The following is a 15954-nucleotide window of genomic DNA, read 5'->3' on the forward strand; positions in this document are numbered from 1 at the left end:
GCCGGGGGTGGCCCGGCTCACGCGTGGGGGGTCCAGAAGTCGGTGAGCGTGGCGGCGCCGGGCTCCAGTGACTTCCAGCCGCCGGCCAGGGTCAGCACCGCCTGGGAGGCGGTGGGGAAGCCGCTGGCGTGCACGCGGGCGAGGGTGTCGCCCTCGGCGGTCCCGGCGAGCAGGTCGGCCAGCGTGTGCAGGGTGGGGTTGTGCCCGACGACCAGCAGGTCCCTGACCGCGTCGTCCACCTCGTTGAGCACGGCGATCACCTGGCCGGGCGTGGCCTCGTAGAGGCGGCTCTCGTAGGTGGTCCTGGGGCGGCGCGGGAGCTCGGCGGCGCAGAGCTTCCAGGTGTCGCGGGCGCGCACCGCGGTGGAGCAGAGGGTGAGTTCCGGGGTGACGCCGGAGCCGGCGAGCCGGCGTCCGGCGACGGCGGCGTCCTGGCGGCCGCGCTCGGCGAGCGGGCGATCGTGGTCGGCCACGTCGGGCCAGTCGGCTTTCGCGTGTCGGAGAAGGACGATTCTGCGGACGACTTCGACGCTCATGTGCCCCAGCTTCGCACGAAACGAGCGGCGGGGCCCGAGCCGTTGGGCGTCGTTCCGGCCGCGAGGCGGGGCGGTGGCGGGGGTCAGCGCAGGGAGGTGTGGACGTACTCGACGAGCCGGCTGACCGGGTCGGTGCCCACGGTGGCGGCCGTGCTCTCCTGGGCGGAGGCGAGCAGGGTGAGCAGCGCGGCGAAGCAGGCTATCGGCAGGGCGACCGCCCACCAACGCAGGCGTAGCTCCCCCTCGGTGGACCGGGCGCGAGCGGTCATGGCGCTTCCCTTTCGTCCGCTTCCTCGTCGGCGCGGGGCCCGTGCGCCCTCGGTGGGGCGTCCGGGCTCCCGTTGACCACGAATCTACGGACGGCGGGTGGGCGGGCCCATCCGGTGAGCCACCCAGTCCTCCCTGAACCCAACCCCCTAGGGGGAGGTGTGGCCAGCACCACCCCGGGGCGGCGCCGCCGGGCCCGGGAGGGGTGCCGGGAGCGGGTTCAGGGGGAGGCGATGGTGGCGATCACGGCGATGACCACCGAGATCCCGAGCATGGCGCCCAGGATCAGCAGCAGGTTGCGTTGGCCGTTGCGGGGGTTGGGGTCGAGCGCTGGCATGGGACCAGTCTCGCACTCATCCGTCGTCCTCCACGCAGCGGTCCCGCCCGGCGAGCACCCCGCAGCAGACCTGGGCCGCCAGCAGCGCCCCGAGCAGCAGCAGCGGAGCGCTCCAGCCGCCGGTCGCCTCGTTGAGCGCGCCGACCAGCAGCGGTCCCGGGACGGAGAGCAGATAGCCGACGCTCTGGGCGAACGCGGAGAGGCGGATGACGCCGGCGCCGGTGCGGGCGCGCAGGCCGATCATGGTCAGGGCGACGGTGAACGCGGTGTTGGCGATGCCCAGCAGCACCGCCCACGCCCAGGCGCCGCCGGCGGGCGCCAGCCACAGGCCGAGGTAGCCGGCGAAGCCGCACAGCCCGATGGCGAGCACCAGCGGGCCCTGGCCGCGCATCCGGGTGGCGAGGGTGGGGATCAGGAAGCTGAGCGGGGCGCCCAGGCCCATCACGAGGGCCAGCAGCATCCCGGCCTCGGAGGCGGGGACGCCGGCGTCGCGGTAGATCTGCGGGAGCCAGCCCATGGTGACGTAGGCGGCGGTCGCCTGGAGTCCGAAGAAGACGCCGAGCGCCCAGGCGGTCGGCGAGCGGGTCAGCCGCAGCCGCCGCTGCCCCGGTTCCGCGGGGCCTTCGCCGGCGCGGCGTTCGGCGCCGCCGCGTGACCGGCCGGGCACCAGCAGCCAGAAGAGCAGCGCCAGGACCGCCAGCGCGGCCCAGGCCGCCAGCCCGTACCGCCAGTTGCCGCCGAACGCCCTGCTGACCGGGATGGTCAGGGCGGCGGCGCCGGCGGTTCCCAGGGCCATGCCCATCGAGTAGAGCCCGGTGAGCAGCCCGACGCGGTCGGCGAAGAAGCGTCTGACCAGGACCGGCATCAGCACGTTGCCGACGGCGATGCCGGCCAGCGCGAGGGTGCTGGTGGCCAGGAAGACCGCGGTGTCGCCCGCGACCGCGCGCACGCCGAGGCCGACGCTGATGGCGACCAGCCCGGCGAGCACCACCCGGACCGCGCCGAAGCGGCCGGCGAGCCGGGGCGCGGTGACGCCGAAGACGGCGAAGCAGAGCGCGGGCACGGAGGTGAGCAGTCCGGCGACGGTGGCGGACATCCCGAGGTCGTCGCGGACCTCGGCGAGCACGGGACCGAGTCCGGAGATCGCGGGGCGCAGGTTGAACGCGGTCAACACCAGCGCGAGTGCCAGCAGTACGCGCCCCCGGCGCATCCGTGCGTCGGGATGGCCGGCGGGTGGTCGGTCATGGACGGCGGAACGTCGGGGCGGAGTACGGTCTCTCTGCAGAAGCCCCATGACTCTCATCATAGAATCATGGGATGAATCAGGCTCCGGGGGGAGTGCCCCACGGGACCGGGATCGGCAACGGGGAGAGCCATGTCACTGACCGCACCGCGTCGCGCCGCGCTGGCCGACCAGGTGATCGGCCAACTGCGCCTCCAGATCACCTCGGGCGAGTGGCCGGTCGGCTCCCGGATCCCGACCGAGCCCGAGCTGGTGGAACGGCTGGGCGTGGCGAGGAACACGGTCCGCGAGGCGATCCGCGCCCTCGCCCACAACGGGCTGCTGGACATCCGGCAGGGCTCGGGCACCTATGTGGCGGCGACCAGCGAGTTGGCGGGGGTGATGCACCGCCGCTTCGCGGAGGCCCAGCCGCGTGACGTGGCGGAGGTGCGCAGCACGCTGGAGGCGTCGGCGGCCCGGCTGGCCGCGCGCCGCAGGACGCCGCGCGAGCTGCGGCAGTTGGACACGCTGCTGGAACGCCGGGAGAGCGCCTGGGGTACGGGGAACGTGGAGAGCTTCGTCGAGGCGGACGCCACCTTCCACATGGCGGTCGTCCAGGCGTCGCACAACGAGGTGTTGACGGCGCTGTACGCGGATCTGGGCTCCGTCGTGAGGGCGTTTTTGCGCCATGATGTGGGCGACGAGCTGCGGGCCGACGAGCACATGGACCACGGTCGGCTGGTGGACGCGATCCGCTCCGGGGACCCGGAAACGGCGGGCAGCGAGGCCGGGTCGTACGCGCGGGTGTGCGGCCGTTCGCTCTACGCGGCCGGCTGATTCCGGCCGCGCGCGGGAGTTCACGACGGCGGGCGGGAGTTCGCGACGGCGGGCGGGAGTTCTCAGCGGCGCGCGTATGCGGCGCGCACGCCCCCGCTCCCCCGCGCACGCCGAAGGGCGCGGGCGTGCGTCCGCAACGCCCGCGCCCTTGGAGGACGTGGGTCAGGCACCCATCATGTGGACGCCGCCGTCCACGTGGACGATCTCGCCGGTCGTCTTCGGGAACCAGTCCGACAGCAGCGCCACCACGCCACGGGCCGCCGGCTCCGGGTCCGTCAGCTCCCAGCCGATGGGCGCGCGGGTGTTCCACACGTCGGCCAGCTCCTCGAAGCCCGGGATCGACTTGGCGGCCATGGACTTGATCGGGCCGGCCGAGACCAGGTTGACCCGGATGTTCCGGTCGCCCAGGTCGCGGGCCAGATAGCGAGAGGTGGCCTCCAGCGCGGCCTTCGAGACGCCCATCCAGTCGTACTTGGGCCACGCCACCTGGGCGTCGAAGTCCATCCCCACGACCGAACCGCCGCGCTGTTCGAGCAGCGGCAGGACCGCCATGGTCAGCGACTTCAGCGAGTAGGCGGAGACCTCGACGGCCGTGGCCACCGACGACCACTCCGCGTGCAGGAAGTTCCCCCCCAGCGCGTCCTGGGGGGCGAACGCGATGGAGTGCACCACGCCGTCCAACCCCACGCCCTCGCCGAGGTGTTCCGTGACCCGGTCGGCCAGGGTCGCCAGGTGCTCCGCGTTCTGCACGTCCAGCTCGATGACCGGGGCGGGCTTGGGCAGCCGCTTGGCGATCCGCTGCACCAGGGAGAGCCGGCCGAAGCCGGTGAGGACCACTTCGGCCCCCTCCTCCTGGGCCAGCCGCGCGGCGTGGAAACCGATCGACGCGTCGGTGATCACCCCGGTGACGAGGATGCGCTTGCCGGCGAGAAGTCCACTCATGATGTCAGTGACCCATGCCCAATCCGCCGTCAACGGGGATGACGGCTCCGGTGATGTAAGCGGCCTCCTCGGAGGCCAGGAAGCGCACGGTCGCGGCGACCTCCTCCGGCTCGCCGTAGCGCGCCGCCGGGATCTTCTCCATGATCACCTTGCGCTGCTCGTCCGTCAGCTCCCGGGTCATGTCGGTGTCGATGAAGCCGGGCGCCACCACGTTGCAGGTGATGCCGCGCGAGCCCAGCTCGCGGGAGAGCGAACGCCCGAAACCGACGAGCGCGGCCTTCGACGCGGCGTAGTTGGCCTGGCCGGCGGAACCCGCGAGCCCGACCACGGAGGAGATCAGCACGATCCGGCCGGTACGCGCCCGCAGCATCCCCTTGGAGGCCCGCTTGACGACGCGGAAGGTGCCCATCAGGTTGGTCTCCAGGACGGCCGAGAAGTCCTCCTCGGACATCCGCAGCAGCAGCGTGTCGCGGTTGATGCCCGCGTTGGCCACCAGCACCTCGACCCGGCCGTGCGCGTCCTCCACCTCCTTGAACGCCTGCTCCACCTGCTCCGGCTCCGTGATGTCACACTTCACCGGCAGACAGCCCAACTCCACCAGCTCCTGGGGCGGCTCGCCGGAGCGGTAGGTGATGGCGACCTTGTCACCCGCCCCGGCCAGAGCGCGGGCCATGGCAAGGCCGAGCCCGCGGTTGCCTCCGGTCACCAGTACCGAGCGGCTCAAGGGACCACCTCTTTCGTCTCGTGTGCTTTCCACAACGCTAGACCCTCCGGTGGTAAACGCGTTAACCAAGGCGCGACAGCCAGCGCGACGGCTGGCTGTGGGGTTCCCACAGCGTGCGAAAGGCGCCACGCGGGACGGCCGAAGAAAGACGTTCCGTAACGCTCCGAACCGGTCGGGAACGGAAACGACCAGGAACGACGGGACGTCGTCGCCTCTTGTGGCGGCGAGGTGGCCAACCGGCGCGCCGCGCCGGCGAGGTGGCGGCGCACCCGCCGGCGCGGGCCGGCCGGTCCCCCGTCCGCTCCCGGGGGCGAAGCCCTACGCCGGGGCGGGGCCGCGGTAGGTGCCGAAGGTCCACAGGTTGCCCTCCGGGTCCCGCACCGTGCACACGTAAGCCGCGGCGCCCGAACCGAAACGGGTCTCGTGCGGCGCCTCCAGCACCACGCCGCCGGCGCGGACCACCCGCCGGTGCACCGCGTCCACCCCGTCCCGGTCGCTGACGACGTAGACCGCGCTGGTGCCGGCCCGCATCGTCCCGTGCACGCTGTCCGTGTGCCGGGTCGAGCCGAAGACCAGCGCACCGCCGCCGGGCCAGCGCAACTCCGCGTGCCCGATCCCGCCGTGCTCGTCCGGCGCGGCGACCGCCCGCGTGAACCCCAGCACCTCGACCAGGAAGCGCAACGCCTCCACGGTGTCGTCATAGTGCAGAACCGGCCAGACGGACGAGGGAGCGGCATCGGACGACATGCGGATCATGGTAGGCCGGGGACACCGCGCCCTTGGGGCCGGGCACCCGACGCCGCACACGGCCTTGGCCGACGGGGGGTCGGGGGACGAGTATCTGTGCACGCGCGTCACCAACGCGCCGCCGTGGACCCGGCCGGGACAGGCAGGACAGGCAGGACAGGCAGGACAGGAGAGACGGTTGCCCAGAACCATCGACGAGGCGTTCCTCGCGCTGCCCCTACGACAACTCGCCGACGCCGCCCTCGCCAGGGCCAGGGCGCTGGGCGCCGAACACGCCGACTTCCGGCTGGAATCCGTCCGCCACGCCCGTTGGTCGCTGCGCGACGCGCGCCCGGCCGGCACCGAGTCCACCACGACGACCGGCTACGCGGTCCGCGTGGTGCACGGGGGCAGTTGGGGCTTCGCCGCCGGCGTCGACCTCACCATGGACGCGGCGGCGAAGGTCGCCGCCCAGGCCGTCGCGTTGGCGAAGCTGTCGGCCCGGGTGACCGGGGCGGCCGGCGCGGACGAGCGGGTCGAGCTGGCCGACGAACCGTCGCACGGCGAACAGACCTGGATCTCCTCCTACGAGACCAGCCCGTTCGAGGTGCCCGACGCGGAGAAGATCGAGCTGCTGGCGGACTACAGCTCCCGGCTGCTGGCGGGCGACGGGGTCAGCCACGTCGACACCATGCTGTGGGCGGCGCAGGAGAACAAGTTCTACGCCGACACCGCCGGCACCGTCACCACGCAGCAACGGGTACGGCTGGCCCCCTCGTTGACCGCCACCTCGGTGGACGCCGCCACCGGCCGGTTCGACACGATGCGCACCCTGGCGCCCCCGGTCGGGCGCGGCTGGGAGTACCTGACGGGGACCGGCTGGGACTGGGACGACGAACTGGCGCGGATGCCCGCGCTGTTGGCCGAGAAGATGGCCGCGCCCTCGGTGACCCCCGGCAGCCTCGACCTGGTGATCGACCCCTCCAACCTGTGGCTGACCATCCACGAGTCGATCGGCCACGCCACCGAGCTGGACCGTGCGCTGGGCTTCGAGGCGGCGTTCGCGGGGACCTCGTTCGCCACGTTCGACCAGCTGGGCTCGCTGCGCTACGGCTCGGACATCATGCAGGTGACGGGGGACCGCACGGTCGAACACGGCCTGGCCACCGTCGGGTTCGACGACGACGGCGTGGCGGCGCAGAGCTGGGACCTGGTGCGGGACGGCGTCCTCGTCGGCTACCAGACGGACCGCCGCATCGCCAGGCGCCAGGGCTTCGACCGCTCCACCGGCTGCGCCTTCGCCGACTCCCCCGCCCATGTGCCGCTCCAGCGGATGGCCAACGTCTCCCTGCGGCCCGACCCCGAGGGGCCCGCCACGGACGGCCTGATCGAGCGGGTGGAGAACGGCCTCTACATCCTGGGCAACGGCTCCTGGTCGATCGACATGCAGCGGTACAACTTCCAGTTCACCGGGCAGCGGGCGTATCTGATCCGGAACGGCCGACTGGCCGGTCAGGTGCGGGACTTCGCCTACCAGGGGAACACCACCGACTTCTGGGGCTCCATGGAGGCGGTCGGCGGGCCCGAGACCTATGTGCTCGGCGGCTCGTTCATGTGCGGCAAGGCCCAGCCCGACCAGACGGCGGCCGTCTCCCACGGCTGCCCCTCGGCGCTCTTCCGGGGCGTGAACGTGCTCAACACGGCGCAGGAGGCGGCGCTCTCCTGAGGTGGACACGCGCCCCGGACGCTCGGGCTCCCTCCCCAGCGGCCGGGACCGATCAGCGCTCAGACCTCCCGCGGTAGGTCGAAGCCCTGGCCGGGCGCGGCCTGGCCGGGGCGCAGGGCGTGCACGAACGGCGCGAACGCCTTCGCCCCGCTCCAGAACTCGACGCCGAACCCGGCCACGCTCCCTCTCTGCTCACGGTCCGTGTAGCCGTAGACCCGGGCGATCTCGGCCGAGCCCGCGTTGGTGAGCAGCGCGGCGAGGTAGCGCTCGACGACCACCACCGGCACCCGGCCGGCGGGCAGCTCGGGGACATCCACCGGCTGCGGCGCGTCCTTCTCCACGGGCTCCTCCGGCTCGTCCGGCCGGTCACCGTCGCGGGGCTGCGTGGTGACGGCGTGCCAGACCTCGGCGCCGCCGGGGAGGCGGATCTTCACTCCGAAGGGTCGCGACGTCCCCTCGGCCCACGGCTCGGCGTGGAGCCCGGCGGCCTGGTAGGAGGCGAGGGCGAACTGCTGGAATCGGGCGGGGCGCATCGGGTCGGCGGTCCTTCTCCGTAGCCGTCTGGACACGTTCAGTCTACGAAGACCCCTGGGAAGGTGGGGGCGTTCCTCTGGAACGCGGTCACCCAGCGGTTGCGAACTGACGAGCGAGCGCCCCCTACCGCTGGCCGGACGCCACCCAGTACTCCGCGAACCTTCCGTTGACCGCCCGCAGGATGTCGTTGCCGAAGAACTCGACCGGCCCCTCGGACGTGCGCCCCCGGCCCACCCACCTGCCGGCGACGAGGTCCCCGCCCGCGAAGGGCGGCACCTCGACGGTGAACGACAGCGCGGTGAACATGCCCTTCGTCTCGGCGATGAGCCGGCCGAGCCCGTCCGGCCCCCGGACGTCCCCGTCCGGCCAGTGCCCCACGAAGTCGCCGGCGACCACGGTCTCCGCGCGAGCGGTCAGCTCCCCGACGTCGGCGGGGCCGTTCCACAGCGCCGTGATCCACCGCTCGTACAGGCTTTCCAGGTCCCGTGCGTGCCGCTGTTCTTCGTTCATTCCCTCAGCGTGGCACAGGGGACCGACACCAGCGTCGCGGCCTGTCCCGCCCCCGGCCGCGTGCACCGGCCCCGCCGGGGAGGGTGGGGCCCGGCCGGTGGGCTGACCGGTCCGCGCGCCTTGAGCGCCGCCGAGTCCGCCGATCGGCTGACCGGTATGACCGCGCTCGGCCCCGTCCGCTGGCCCCCGCCCCGATCAGAACCGAACGACCCGTGGCTCGCCACGCGGTCCCCGGTCACATCCCAGCCAGCCGTGTCACCGACCTCTCCGAACAACACACCTAGCCCCCGTGGCCGAGCGCCCTCTAGCCTGCGTCAATGCACACAGAGGGCTTTCGGTCGGGGCACACCACGCGGGAGGCGAGCCGATGAGCGCTGCCGGACCACACGAGACGGTCGAACGGGCGCTGGAGCTGTCGCGTGCCGACGGCACCGTCGTGATCGTCGAGGAGCGAAGCTCGGCCAACCTCCGGTGGGCGCTCAACGCGCTGACCACCAACGGGCAGACCAGGGGCCGGCAGGTGACCGTGATCGCCACGGTGAACGGTGCCACGGGGGTGTCGGTCGGGGTGGTCTCCCGGTCCGCCGCCGCCGACGGCGAGGTGGAGGCCCTCGTCCGGGCCGCCGAGGAGGCGGCGCGGCAGTCGCCGACCTCGGACGAGGCCGCTCCGCTCGTGCCGGGCACGGCGGCGCCCGCCTCGGCCGACTTCGCCGAGGCGCCCGCGGAAACCTCGTCGGCGGTCTTCGCGGAGTTCGCGCCGGCGCTCGGGGAGACGTTCGCGCGGGCGGCGCGCGAGGGGCGTGAGCTCTTCGGCTTCGCCGAGCACGAGCTGGTCTCCAGCTATCTGGGCACCTCGACCGGGCTGCGGCTGCGGCACGACCAGGCCACGGGCTCGCTGGAGCTGAACGCCAAGTCGGACGGCAGGCGTCGTTCCTCGTTCGCCACCGTTCCGGTGCACGACTTCGCCACCGTGGACATCGGGGCCATGGACGCCTCGCTGGCGGCGCGGCTGGCGTGGGGCGACCGCACGGTCGAGCTGCCGCCCGGACGCTACGAGACGCTGCTGCCGCCCAGCTCGGTCGCCGACCTGCTGCTTTACCAGCATCTGACCGTCGACGCCCGGCGCAGCCACGAGGGCCGGACGGTCTTCAGCAGGCCGGGCGGCGGGACCAGGGTCGGGGAGCGGCTGACGGCGCTGCCGATGACGCTCTCCAGCGACCCGGGCGCGGAGGGGATGGCGGCGGCGCCGTTCGTCCTCTCCCGCTCCTCCGCGGAGAGCTTCCTCGCGAGCAACTCGGTCTTCGACAACGGGCTGCCCCTGGGCCGCACCGAGTGGATCGCGGACGGGACGCTGCGGACGCTGACCAACAGCCGGCACTCGGCCGAGCTGACCGGGCTGCCGCTGGCTCCCGTGGGTGGACAACCTGCGGCTGGACGCCGGCGGCACCGCCTCGCTGGACGAACTGGTCGCGACCACCGAGCGCGGCCTCCTGGTCACCTCCCTGTGGTACATCCGCGAGGTGGACCCGAAGAACCTGTTGCTGACCGGGTTGACCAGGGACGGGGTCTTCCTGGTCGAGGGTGGTCAGGTGGTCGGGCAGGTCAACAACTTCCGGTTCAACGAGTCCCCGGTGGAGGTCATCGGCCGGGCCACCGAGGCGTCGGCGACCGAGCTGACCCGTTCCCGGGAGTGGGGGATGTACTTCCCGAGGGCGGCGATGCCGGCGCTGCGGGTGCCCGAGTTCCACATGAGCTCGGTCAGCCCCGGCGTGTGAGGGGGCGGTCGTAGAATCGGGGCGTTCTCATCCCCCGACGACGGCAGGACCGAAACGTGACACGCCTCGGCGAATCCGTGCAGCGCGCCAGCGCGCTGCTGGCGCAGGACCTCTCCTCCGACACCACCGTCCAGCGGCTGCTGGAGGAGACGGCGACGCGGCGTTATCTGGACCTGAGCGACCTGTCGCCGGCGGAGCAGGCCGGGCTGATCGCGGCCCGCGCGGTGGAGCTGGTGCCGTCGGCCGAGCGGCTGGCGGAGCGCATCGGGGCCGCGCGGGCGGCGGGGCACGGGCTGCACGTGAAGTTCGGCATCGACCCGACCGCCGCCGACGTGCATCTCGGGCACGCGGTGCCGATGATCGTGCTCAGCCGCTTCCAGCGGATGGGCCACGACGTGACGTTGATCATCGGGGACATCACCGCCAAGATCGGCGACCCCTCGGGCCGCTCCGCCGAGCGCCCGCCGCTGACCGACGAGGACATCGCGGCCAACCTCGCGGGCTACCGCGACCAGGTGCGCCCGTTCTTCGACTTCGAGAAGGTCAGCTTCCGGCACAACAGCGAGTGGCTGGCCGGTATCACCCTGCCGCGGCTGATCGGGGTGCTCGCGCAGGTCTCGGCGTCCTCGCTGCTCCAGCGCGAGGACTTCCGGGGCCGGCTGGACGCCGGTCACGGGCTGTCGATGTCGGAGCTGATCTACCCGGTGGCGATGGCGATCGACTCGGCGGAGATCGACGCGGACGTGGAGCTGGGCGGCGTCGACCAGCTGCTGAACATGCAGATGGGCCGGCGGGTGATGGAGATCTACGGCCTCACCCCGCAGTTGGTGGTCGGGATGCCGCTGATCGAGGGCACCGACGGGTCGGGCGCGAAGATGTCCAAGTCCAAGGGGAACTACATCGGGCTGAACTCGACGGCCGACGACGTCTTCGGCAAGGTCATGTCCATCCCGGACCGGCTGATGGAGCCCTACCTGCGGGCCTGGACGGAGTGGACGGACGCCGAGCTGGACGCGGTCCGGGGCCGGCTGGCGGACTCCTCGCTGCATCCGATGGACCTGAAGAAGGTGCTGGCCGGCGAGGTGGTCGCGGCGCTGCACGGCGTGGAGGCGGCGATGAAGGCGCGCGCCGGGTTCACCGCGCAGTTCTCCCGGCGCAGCTTCGCCGACGTGGAGGCGCTGCCCGAGGTGTCGCTCGCGGAGCACGGCGGGGAGCCGGTGACGACGGTGCTGGCGAAGGTGCTGGGGTTCGCGCCCAGCGCCTCGGCCGCGCGGCGGCTGGCCAAGCAGAACGCGCTGCGGCTCGTCCTCCAGGACGGCGCGGAGCAGCGGGCCGAGGTGCTGTCCGAGGCGGACGCGCTGCGGCCGCTGTCCGAGGTGGTCGCGGAGCGCGCCGCCACCGGGGCGCCCGACGGGCTGTACCTGAAGGCGGGGCGGAAGCTGGCCCAGCTGCGCGACTGAGCGGGGGCCGGGCTTACCGTGGGCGTAGGGCCGGGCGTGGCGCGGTGTCGCGCCCGGTGTCCCGGGAGACGGGTGAGGTGAGATGGCGCACTTGCGCCGTTCCGGCGGGGGCCGGGACGAGGAGTCCGAGGTCTACCGGATCACAGGCGCGCGGCAGAGCCTGGACGACGACGTGCGCGGCCGGCAGCGGCGGTACATCGCGGCGATGGTGGTGCGCACGCTGGCGGTGCTGCTGACCGCGCTGCTGTGGAACGTCAGCCTGCCGCTGGCGGTCGTCACGCTGGTGCTGGGCGTCACGCTGCCGTACATCGCCGTGGTGGTGGCCAACGCGGGCCGGGAGAACGTGCCCGCGCTGCCCTCCACATTCGTCGGGGAGTCGGTGGCGCCCCGGGCGCTGCCGGCGGGTCAGCGGGAAGCCCACAAGCGGAGTTGACGCTTCCGACGGTCAACACCCGGAAAAGCTCAGTTCATTTGGGTCATTCCCCTGCATTGGACGCCCGATGGCGTGTCATACTTCAAGGGCGCTCCGTATCCCCCGTCGGAGCGACAGAGAGACGCCGGGCGGCTCCCCCCGTGGCCGCCCGGCGTCGATCATGTTCGGGCATGTTCGGGACCAGTCAGCGTCTCGATCAGCGTCGTGTCCTCTTCGTGCGGGACCGGACAGGATCGGCCGGGATCTGAGCAGAAACGCCAAGGAACCGAGAAGAAGCTGGAAGGAACCCGTGTCGAACGAGCCCGCCGAGACCGAGCTGGTCTGCTCGGCCAAGGGATGCCGGCAGGCGGCCGTCTGGGTGCTCGCCTGGAACAACCCGAAGCTGCACACCCCGGAGCGTCGCAAGACCTGGCTGGCCTGCGACGAGCACCGGGAGTACCTGTCGCGCTTCCTGGGGCTGCGGGAGTTCCTCAGGGAGGTCGTGCCGCTCGCCGAGTGGCGCGCGCGGAACGAGACCTGACCTCGGGGGCGCCCGCCCGCGTCGCTAACCCCCGATCGAGGACATGGGCCGCTGCGGCTGCTGGAACGTCGGCTCGTCCAGCCCCGAGCCCGCCTTCTTGCCCCACATCGCCCGCCGCCACAGCTCGGCCAGCCGCGCGTCGTCGGCGCCGTCCCGCAGCGGGCCGCGCAGGTCCGACTCCTCACGGGTGAAGAGACAGTCCCGCACCTGGCCGTCGGCCGTGAGCCGGGTGCGGTCGCAGGCGCGGCAGAACGGGCGAGTGACGGAGGCGATCACGCCGACCCGGCCGGGGCCGCCGTCCACCAGCCACCGCTCGGCCGGCGCGGAGCCGCGCGTCTCCTCGGGGGTGAGGGTGAACCGGCGCCGCAGCGCCGTCAGTATCCGCTCGGCCGTGATCATCTCCGCGCGCTGCCAGCCGTGTTGGGCGTCCAGCGGCATCTGCTCGATGAACCGCAGCTCGTACCCCTCGGCCAGCGCCCAGGCCAGCAGCTCGGGCGCCTCCGTGTCGTTGACCCCGGGCATCAGCACCGCGTTCACCTTGACCGGGGTGAGGCCGGCGTCCCGCGCGGCGGCCAGCCCGCGCAGCACGTCGGCGTGGCGCCGACGCCTGGTCATCCGTTCGAAGGTCTCCGGACTCAGCGTGTCCAGCGACACGTTGACCCGATCGAGCCCCGCCTCGCGCAGCGGGCCGGCCACGCGCTCCAGGCCGATGCCGTTGGTCGTCAGGGAGAGCCGGGGGCGGGGGCCGAGCGCCGCGCAGCGCTCCACGAGGGAGACCAGGCCGCGCCGCAGCAGCGGCTCCCCGCCGGTGAACCTGACGTCGGTGACGCCCAGTCGGCCGACGGCGACGCCGACCAGCCGCACGATCTCGTCATCCGTCAGCAGCTCCGGCTTGGCCAGCCATGCCAGGCCCTCCTCCGGCATACAGTACGTACAGCGCAGGTTGCACCGGTCGGTCAGGGAGACCCGCAGGTCGGTGGCGGTCCGTCCGTGGGTGTCGAGGAGCATCCTGGCACCTCCGCTGGTGGGAAGCAGATGTCTCGCAGCGTACGTCACCCCTGTGACAACCAGCGGGAACGGCCGCGCCGGCGCCCCCGCGGGGCCGCCCAACTCCCGGCCGTGCGGCGGGCACTGTCGGTGCCGGCCCGTATCCTCTGGGACCATGCTCGAAGACCACGACCAGGCAGCCATGGTTGACCTCCCCCTGCCACGGACGACGCCGGACGGCCCCTGGCCGGAGGGCTATCCGTCGGGCTTCGCCGTGGTCGACGTCGAGACCACGGGGTTGGCCAGCCACGACCGGATCGTCTCGGCGGCCGTCTACCGGCTGACGGCCAGGGGTGACGTGGAGGACCACTGGTACTCCCCGGTCAATCCGCAGCGCGACCCGGGGCCGACATGGATCCACGGGTTGACGACGGAGATGCTGCGGGACGCGCCGCTGTTCGCCGATGTCGCCGACGAGTTGGCGGAGCGGCTGGCCGACCGGGTGCTGGTCGCGCACAACGCGGTCTTCGACTGGACGATGCTGGCGCGGGAGTTCGCGCGCGCCGACCGCACGCCGCCGACGCGGCAGCGGCTGTGCACCATCAGGCTGGCGAAGGAGCTGGCGCTGCCCCTGCCCAACCACCGGCTGGAGACCCTCGTGGACCACTTCGGCGTGGAGCAGCGGCGGGCGCACCACGCCCTGGACGACGCGCGGGTGCTGGCGGAGGCGTTCCGGCCCAGCCTCCACCAGGCGGCCGGCCGTCGGCTGCCGCTGCCGCTGCACGCCTGCCGGCCGATCACGGAGTGGTCGGAGGCGCCGGCCGCCGAGCGGCGGCAGCGGGTCGGCGCGGCGGGCGCCTGGCGCGGCTGGCGGCCGAGCCGGCGGCGGCCGGCCTGCCCGTATCCGAACCCGGGGCGCTACCAGGCGGGCGGGCGGCTCATACAGGGGATGCGGGTCGCCTTCTCGGGGGACACCTCGATCGACCGCGACCTGCTGGAGGACCAGGCCGTCGAGGCCGGACTGCACGTGGCGACCAGTGTCTCCGCGCTGACCAGCCTGCTGGTGACCAACGCCCCCGACGCGGCGACCAGCAAGCTCACCAAGGCCCGCGCCGTCGGCACGCCCATCATGGACGAGGCCGCCTTCACCCACCTGCTGCGGGACGTGGCCCCGGCGGAGGCGCCCGCCGGGGCTCCGGCGGAGGACCCGGCGAAGGGGGTGTGACCGGGTTCGGGTAGCGTCATCAGGCGTGTACCGCTTTCTGCTGTCCCGGCAGTGGGTGATCCTCACCCTGCTCGCACTGCTGTTGATCCCGGCCATGGTCTGGCTCGGGTTCTGGCAGATGGACCGCCATGACCAGCGGGTGGCGCGCAACGACCTGATCGCCTCCAGCCTGGAGGCCGAGCCGGTGCCGATGGCCGAGCTGTCCACGCCGGAGACGGGCCCCGACCCGGACGACCGCTACCGGCCCGCGACGGCGACCGGCGTCTACGCCGCGGACCACGAGGTACTGGTCCGGCAACGCACCAACGCCGACGGCGCGATGGGCTACCACGTGCTGACCCCGCTGGTGCCGGAGGACGGCCCCGCGGTGCTGGTCAACCGCGGCTGGGTCGCCGCGGGCCGGGACCTGACCCAGGCCCCCGACGTGCCGCCGCCCCCGTCCGGCGAGGTCACGGTCACGGGACGGCTGATGGCCGACGAGACGACCGGGAACACCGGTGTCCGCGAGCGATCGGGTCTGCCCGAGGGCATGACGATGCTGATCAACAGCGAGCAGCGGGCTGCCGATCTCGGACAGCCGATGCTCGGCGGCTACCTGGACCTGACCGAGACCACGCCTCCTGACCCGGCGGACCCGGCCCTGGAGCTGCTCCCCGAGCCGGACCACACCGGCATCGGCGCGCACTTCGCGTACGCGGTCCAGTGGTGGCTCTTCGCCGCCGGCGTCCCCGTCGGTTGGGTCCTCCTGCTGCGCCGGGACCTCAACGACCGCCGGGCGGCCGCCGCGAAGCCGGCCGACGCCGGCGGTACGGGGAAGCCGGCGGAGGCCCGTCCCCAGCCCGAGGAACCGACCCCGGTCGGCGGGCCGCCGGCGTAGCCGGGTGCGGCACGGTGGTCGTCCACCCACGGCCAGCGCTGGACCCGCGACTGGCCCACCACCCCAGCCCCATCAGGGGCGCGGGGAACTGCGCGAGCAACCCACCACGGGGCCGAGGACGACAACCCACCCAGCCACGAAGCTCCGCAGTCGACCAACCCCCGCCACGAAAGCATTCGCGCCTGACCGACCACACCCACCGCCACCACCCCAGGGGCGCGGGGAACGGCGCGAGCAACCCACCACCAGGCCGAGGACGACAACCCACCCAGGCCGGCAAGGCCGGTAGTCGACCAACCCCCGCCACGAATGCACC

Annotated in this window: 17 protein-coding genes and 1 pseudogene; 8 read left to right on the forward strand and 10 right to left on the reverse strand. The window is 73.0% G+C overall.

The annotated features are described in order from the left end of the window. Positions 1–17 precede the first annotated feature (17 nt). The 4 genes from CRP51_RS00070 to CRP51_RS00085 form a co-directional block, all read right to left on the reverse strand. On the reverse strand, positions 18–536 hold the full coding sequence (locus CRP51_RS00070) for a SixA phosphatase family protein (RefSeq protein ID WP_097228814.1): 519 nt from the start codon (positions 534–536) through the stop codon (positions 18–20). Between the two features lie 83 nt (positions 537–619). After that, the gene (locus CRP51_RS00075; protein WP_097228815.1) at positions 620–805 is read right to left on the reverse strand and encodes a hypothetical protein; all 186 of its coding nucleotides are present in this window, start codon (positions 803–805) and stop codon (positions 620–622) included. Between the two features lie 218 nt (positions 806–1023). After that, on the reverse strand, positions 1024–1140 hold the full coding sequence (locus CRP51_RS29895; protein ID WP_097228816.1) for an SGM_5486 family transporter-associated protein: 117 nt from the start codon (positions 1138–1140) through the stop codon (positions 1024–1026). A 16-nt stretch (positions 1141–1156) separates the two neighbouring features. Continuing rightward, the gene (locus tag CRP51_RS00085; RefSeq protein ID WP_170970380.1) at positions 1157–2434 is read right to left on the reverse strand and encodes an MFS transporter; all 1278 of its coding nucleotides are present in this window, start codon (positions 2432–2434) and stop codon (positions 1157–1159) included. Between the two features lie 81 nt (positions 2435–2515). Here CRP51_RS00085 and CRP51_RS00090 point away from each other — a divergent pair, with 81 nt between their 5' ends. Next, positions 2516–3199: a FadR/GntR family transcriptional regulator gene (locus CRP51_RS00090; RefSeq protein ID WP_097228818.1), complete on the forward strand. Its 684-nt coding sequence runs from the start codon at positions 2516–2518 to the stop codon at positions 3197–3199. 162 nt (positions 3200–3361) lie between these two features. Here the strand turns inward: CRP51_RS00090 and fabI are convergent, their stop codons facing one another. From fabI to CRP51_RS00105, 3 genes are all read right to left on the reverse strand, one after another. Beyond that, positions 3362–4141 (reverse strand): enoyl-ACP reductase FabI, encoded by a 780-nt coding sequence (gene fabI / locus CRP51_RS00095; RefSeq protein WP_097228819.1) that lies wholly within the window; start codon positions 4139–4141, stop codon positions 3362–3364. 4 nt (positions 4142–4145) lie between these two features. Continuing rightward, positions 4146–4865, reverse strand: coding sequence for a 3-oxoacyl-[acyl-carrier-protein] reductase (gene fabG, locus CRP51_RS00100; protein WP_097228820.1), 720 nt, complete (start codon positions 4863–4865; stop codon positions 4146–4148). Between the two features lie 318 nt (positions 4866–5183). Then, entirely contained in the window at positions 5184–5612 is a 429-nt protein-coding gene (locus CRP51_RS00105; protein WP_097228821.1) for a VOC family protein, read from the reverse strand. A gap of 178 nt (positions 5613–5790) precedes the next feature. Here CRP51_RS00105 and CRP51_RS00110 point away from each other — a divergent pair, with 178 nt between their 5' ends. Continuing rightward, positions 5791–7317 carry a TldD/PmbA family protein gene (locus tag CRP51_RS00110; RefSeq protein ID WP_097228822.1) on the forward strand — a complete coding sequence of 509 codons (1527 nt, stop codon included), beginning with the start codon at positions 5791–5793 and terminating at the stop codon, positions 7315–7317. 59 nt (positions 7318–7376) lie between these two features. Here the strand turns inward: CRP51_RS00110 and CRP51_RS00115 are convergent, their stop codons facing one another. Both CRP51_RS00115 and CRP51_RS00120 read right to left on the reverse strand, forming a co-directional pair. Beyond that, complete coding sequence (locus tag CRP51_RS00115) at positions 7377–7850, reverse strand: hypothetical protein (RefSeq protein ID WP_097228823.1); 474 nt, start codon at positions 7848–7850, stop codon at positions 7377–7379. Positions 7851–7974: 124 nt separating this feature from the next. Further along, a complete protein-coding gene (locus CRP51_RS00120; RefSeq protein WP_097228824.1) occupies positions 7975–8361 on the reverse strand; it encodes a nuclear transport factor 2 family protein in 387 nt (128 codons plus the stop codon). 367 nt (positions 8362–8728) lie between these two features. Between CRP51_RS00120 and CRP51_RS00125 the strand changes: the two are divergent. The 4 genes and pseudogenes from CRP51_RS00125 (at position 8729) to CRP51_RS00140 (ending at position 12549) form a co-directional block, all read left to right on the forward strand. Continuing rightward, a pseudogene (locus CRP51_RS00125) lies at positions 8729–10136 on the forward strand (metallopeptidase TldD-related protein). Between the two features lie 56 nt (positions 10137–10192). Then, the gene (tyrS, locus tag CRP51_RS00130) at positions 10193–11596 is read left to right on the forward strand and encodes a tyrosine--tRNA ligase (RefSeq protein ID WP_097228825.1); all 1404 of its coding nucleotides are present in this window, start codon (positions 10193–10195) and stop codon (positions 11594–11596) included. A gap of 82 nt (positions 11597–11678) precedes the next feature. Next, positions 11679–12029, forward strand: coding sequence for a DUF3099 domain-containing protein (locus CRP51_RS00135; protein WP_097228826.1), 351 nt, complete (start codon positions 11679–11681; stop codon positions 12027–12029). Between the two features lie 289 nt (positions 12030–12318). Next, positions 12319–12549 (forward strand): hypothetical protein, encoded by a 231-nt coding sequence (locus tag CRP51_RS00140; protein ID WP_097228827.1) that lies wholly within the window; start codon positions 12319–12321, stop codon positions 12547–12549. Positions 12550–12573: 24 nt separating this feature from the next. Here CRP51_RS00140 and moaA read toward each other — a convergent pair whose 3' ends face one another. Continuing rightward, positions 12574–13557, reverse strand: coding sequence for a GTP 3',8-cyclase MoaA (gene moaA, locus CRP51_RS00145; protein ID WP_097228828.1), 984 nt, complete (start codon positions 13555–13557; stop codon positions 12574–12576). Positions 13558–13711: 154 nt separating this feature from the next. Here moaA and CRP51_RS00150 point away from each other — a divergent pair, with 154 nt between their 5' ends. Both CRP51_RS00150 and CRP51_RS00155 read left to right on the forward strand, forming a co-directional pair. Continuing rightward, positions 13712–14761 carry a DEDDh family exonuclease gene (locus tag CRP51_RS00150; protein ID WP_097228829.1) on the forward strand — a complete coding sequence of 350 codons (1050 nt, stop codon included), beginning with the start codon at positions 13712–13714 and terminating at the stop codon, positions 14759–14761. Positions 14762–14786: 25 nt separating this feature from the next. Next, positions 14787–15638, forward strand: a complete 852-nt coding sequence (locus tag CRP51_RS00155) for an SURF1 family cytochrome oxidase biogenesis protein (RefSeq protein ID WP_097228830.1) — start codon at positions 14787–14789, stop codon at positions 15636–15638. The last annotated feature ends 316 nt before the right edge of the window (positions 15639–15954 follow it).

Origin of the sequence: Streptomyces zhaozhouensis (assembly GCF_900230195.1) — a bacterium.
Lineage (GTDB): Bacteria > Actinomycetota > Actinomycetes > Streptomycetales > Streptomycetaceae > Streptomyces > Streptomyces zhaozhouensis.

What these genes read in the sequence shown, in the direction of transcription:
- CRP51_RS00070 (WP_097228814.1), bottom strand. Translation starts at nt 536, where the DNA reads ATGAGCGTCGAAGTCGTCCGCAGAATCGTCCTTCTCCGACACGCGAAA.
- CRP51_RS00075 (WP_097228815.1), bottom strand. Translation starts at nt 805, where the DNA reads ATGACCGCTCGCGCCCGGTCCACCGAGGGGGAGCTACGCCTGCGTTGG.
- CRP51_RS29895 (WP_097228816.1), bottom strand. Translation starts at nt 1,140, where the DNA reads ATGCCAGCGCTCGACCCCAACCCCCGCAACGGCCAACGCAACCTGCTG.
- CRP51_RS00085 (WP_170970380.1), bottom strand. Translation starts at nt 2,434, where the DNA reads ATGGGGCTTCTGCAGAGAGACCGTACTCCGCCCCGACGTTCCGCCGTC.
- CRP51_RS00090 (WP_097228818.1), top strand. Translation starts at nt 2,516, where the DNA reads ATGTCACTGACCGCACCGCGTCGCGCCGCGCTGGCCGACCAGGTGATC.
- fabI (WP_097228819.1), bottom strand. Translation starts at nt 4,141, where the DNA reads ATGAGTGGACTTCTCGCCGGCAAGCGCATCCTCGTCACCGGGGTGATC.
- CRP51_RS00105 (WP_097228821.1), bottom strand. Translation starts at nt 5,612, where the DNA reads ATGTCGTCCGATGCCGCTCCCTCGTCCGTCTGGCCGGTTCTGCACTAT.
- CRP51_RS00115 (WP_097228823.1), bottom strand. Translation starts at nt 7,850, where the DNA reads ATGCGCCCCGCCCGATTCCAGCAGTTCGCCCTCGCCTCCTACCAGGCC.
- CRP51_RS00120 (WP_097228824.1), bottom strand. Translation starts at nt 8,361, where the DNA reads ATGAACGAAGAACAGCGGCACGCACGGGACCTGGAAAGCCTGTACGAG.
- CRP51_RS00135 (WP_097228826.1), top strand. Translation starts at nt 11,679, where the DNA reads ATGGCGCACTTGCGCCGTTCCGGCGGGGGCCGGGACGAGGAGTCCGAG.
- moaA (WP_097228828.1), bottom strand. Translation starts at nt 13,557, where the DNA reads ATGCTCCTCGACACCCACGGACGGACCGCCACCGACCTGCGGGTCTCC.
- CRP51_RS00150 (WP_097228829.1), top strand. Translation starts at nt 13,712, where the DNA reads ATGCTCGAAGACCACGACCAGGCAGCCATGGTTGACCTCCCCCTGCCA.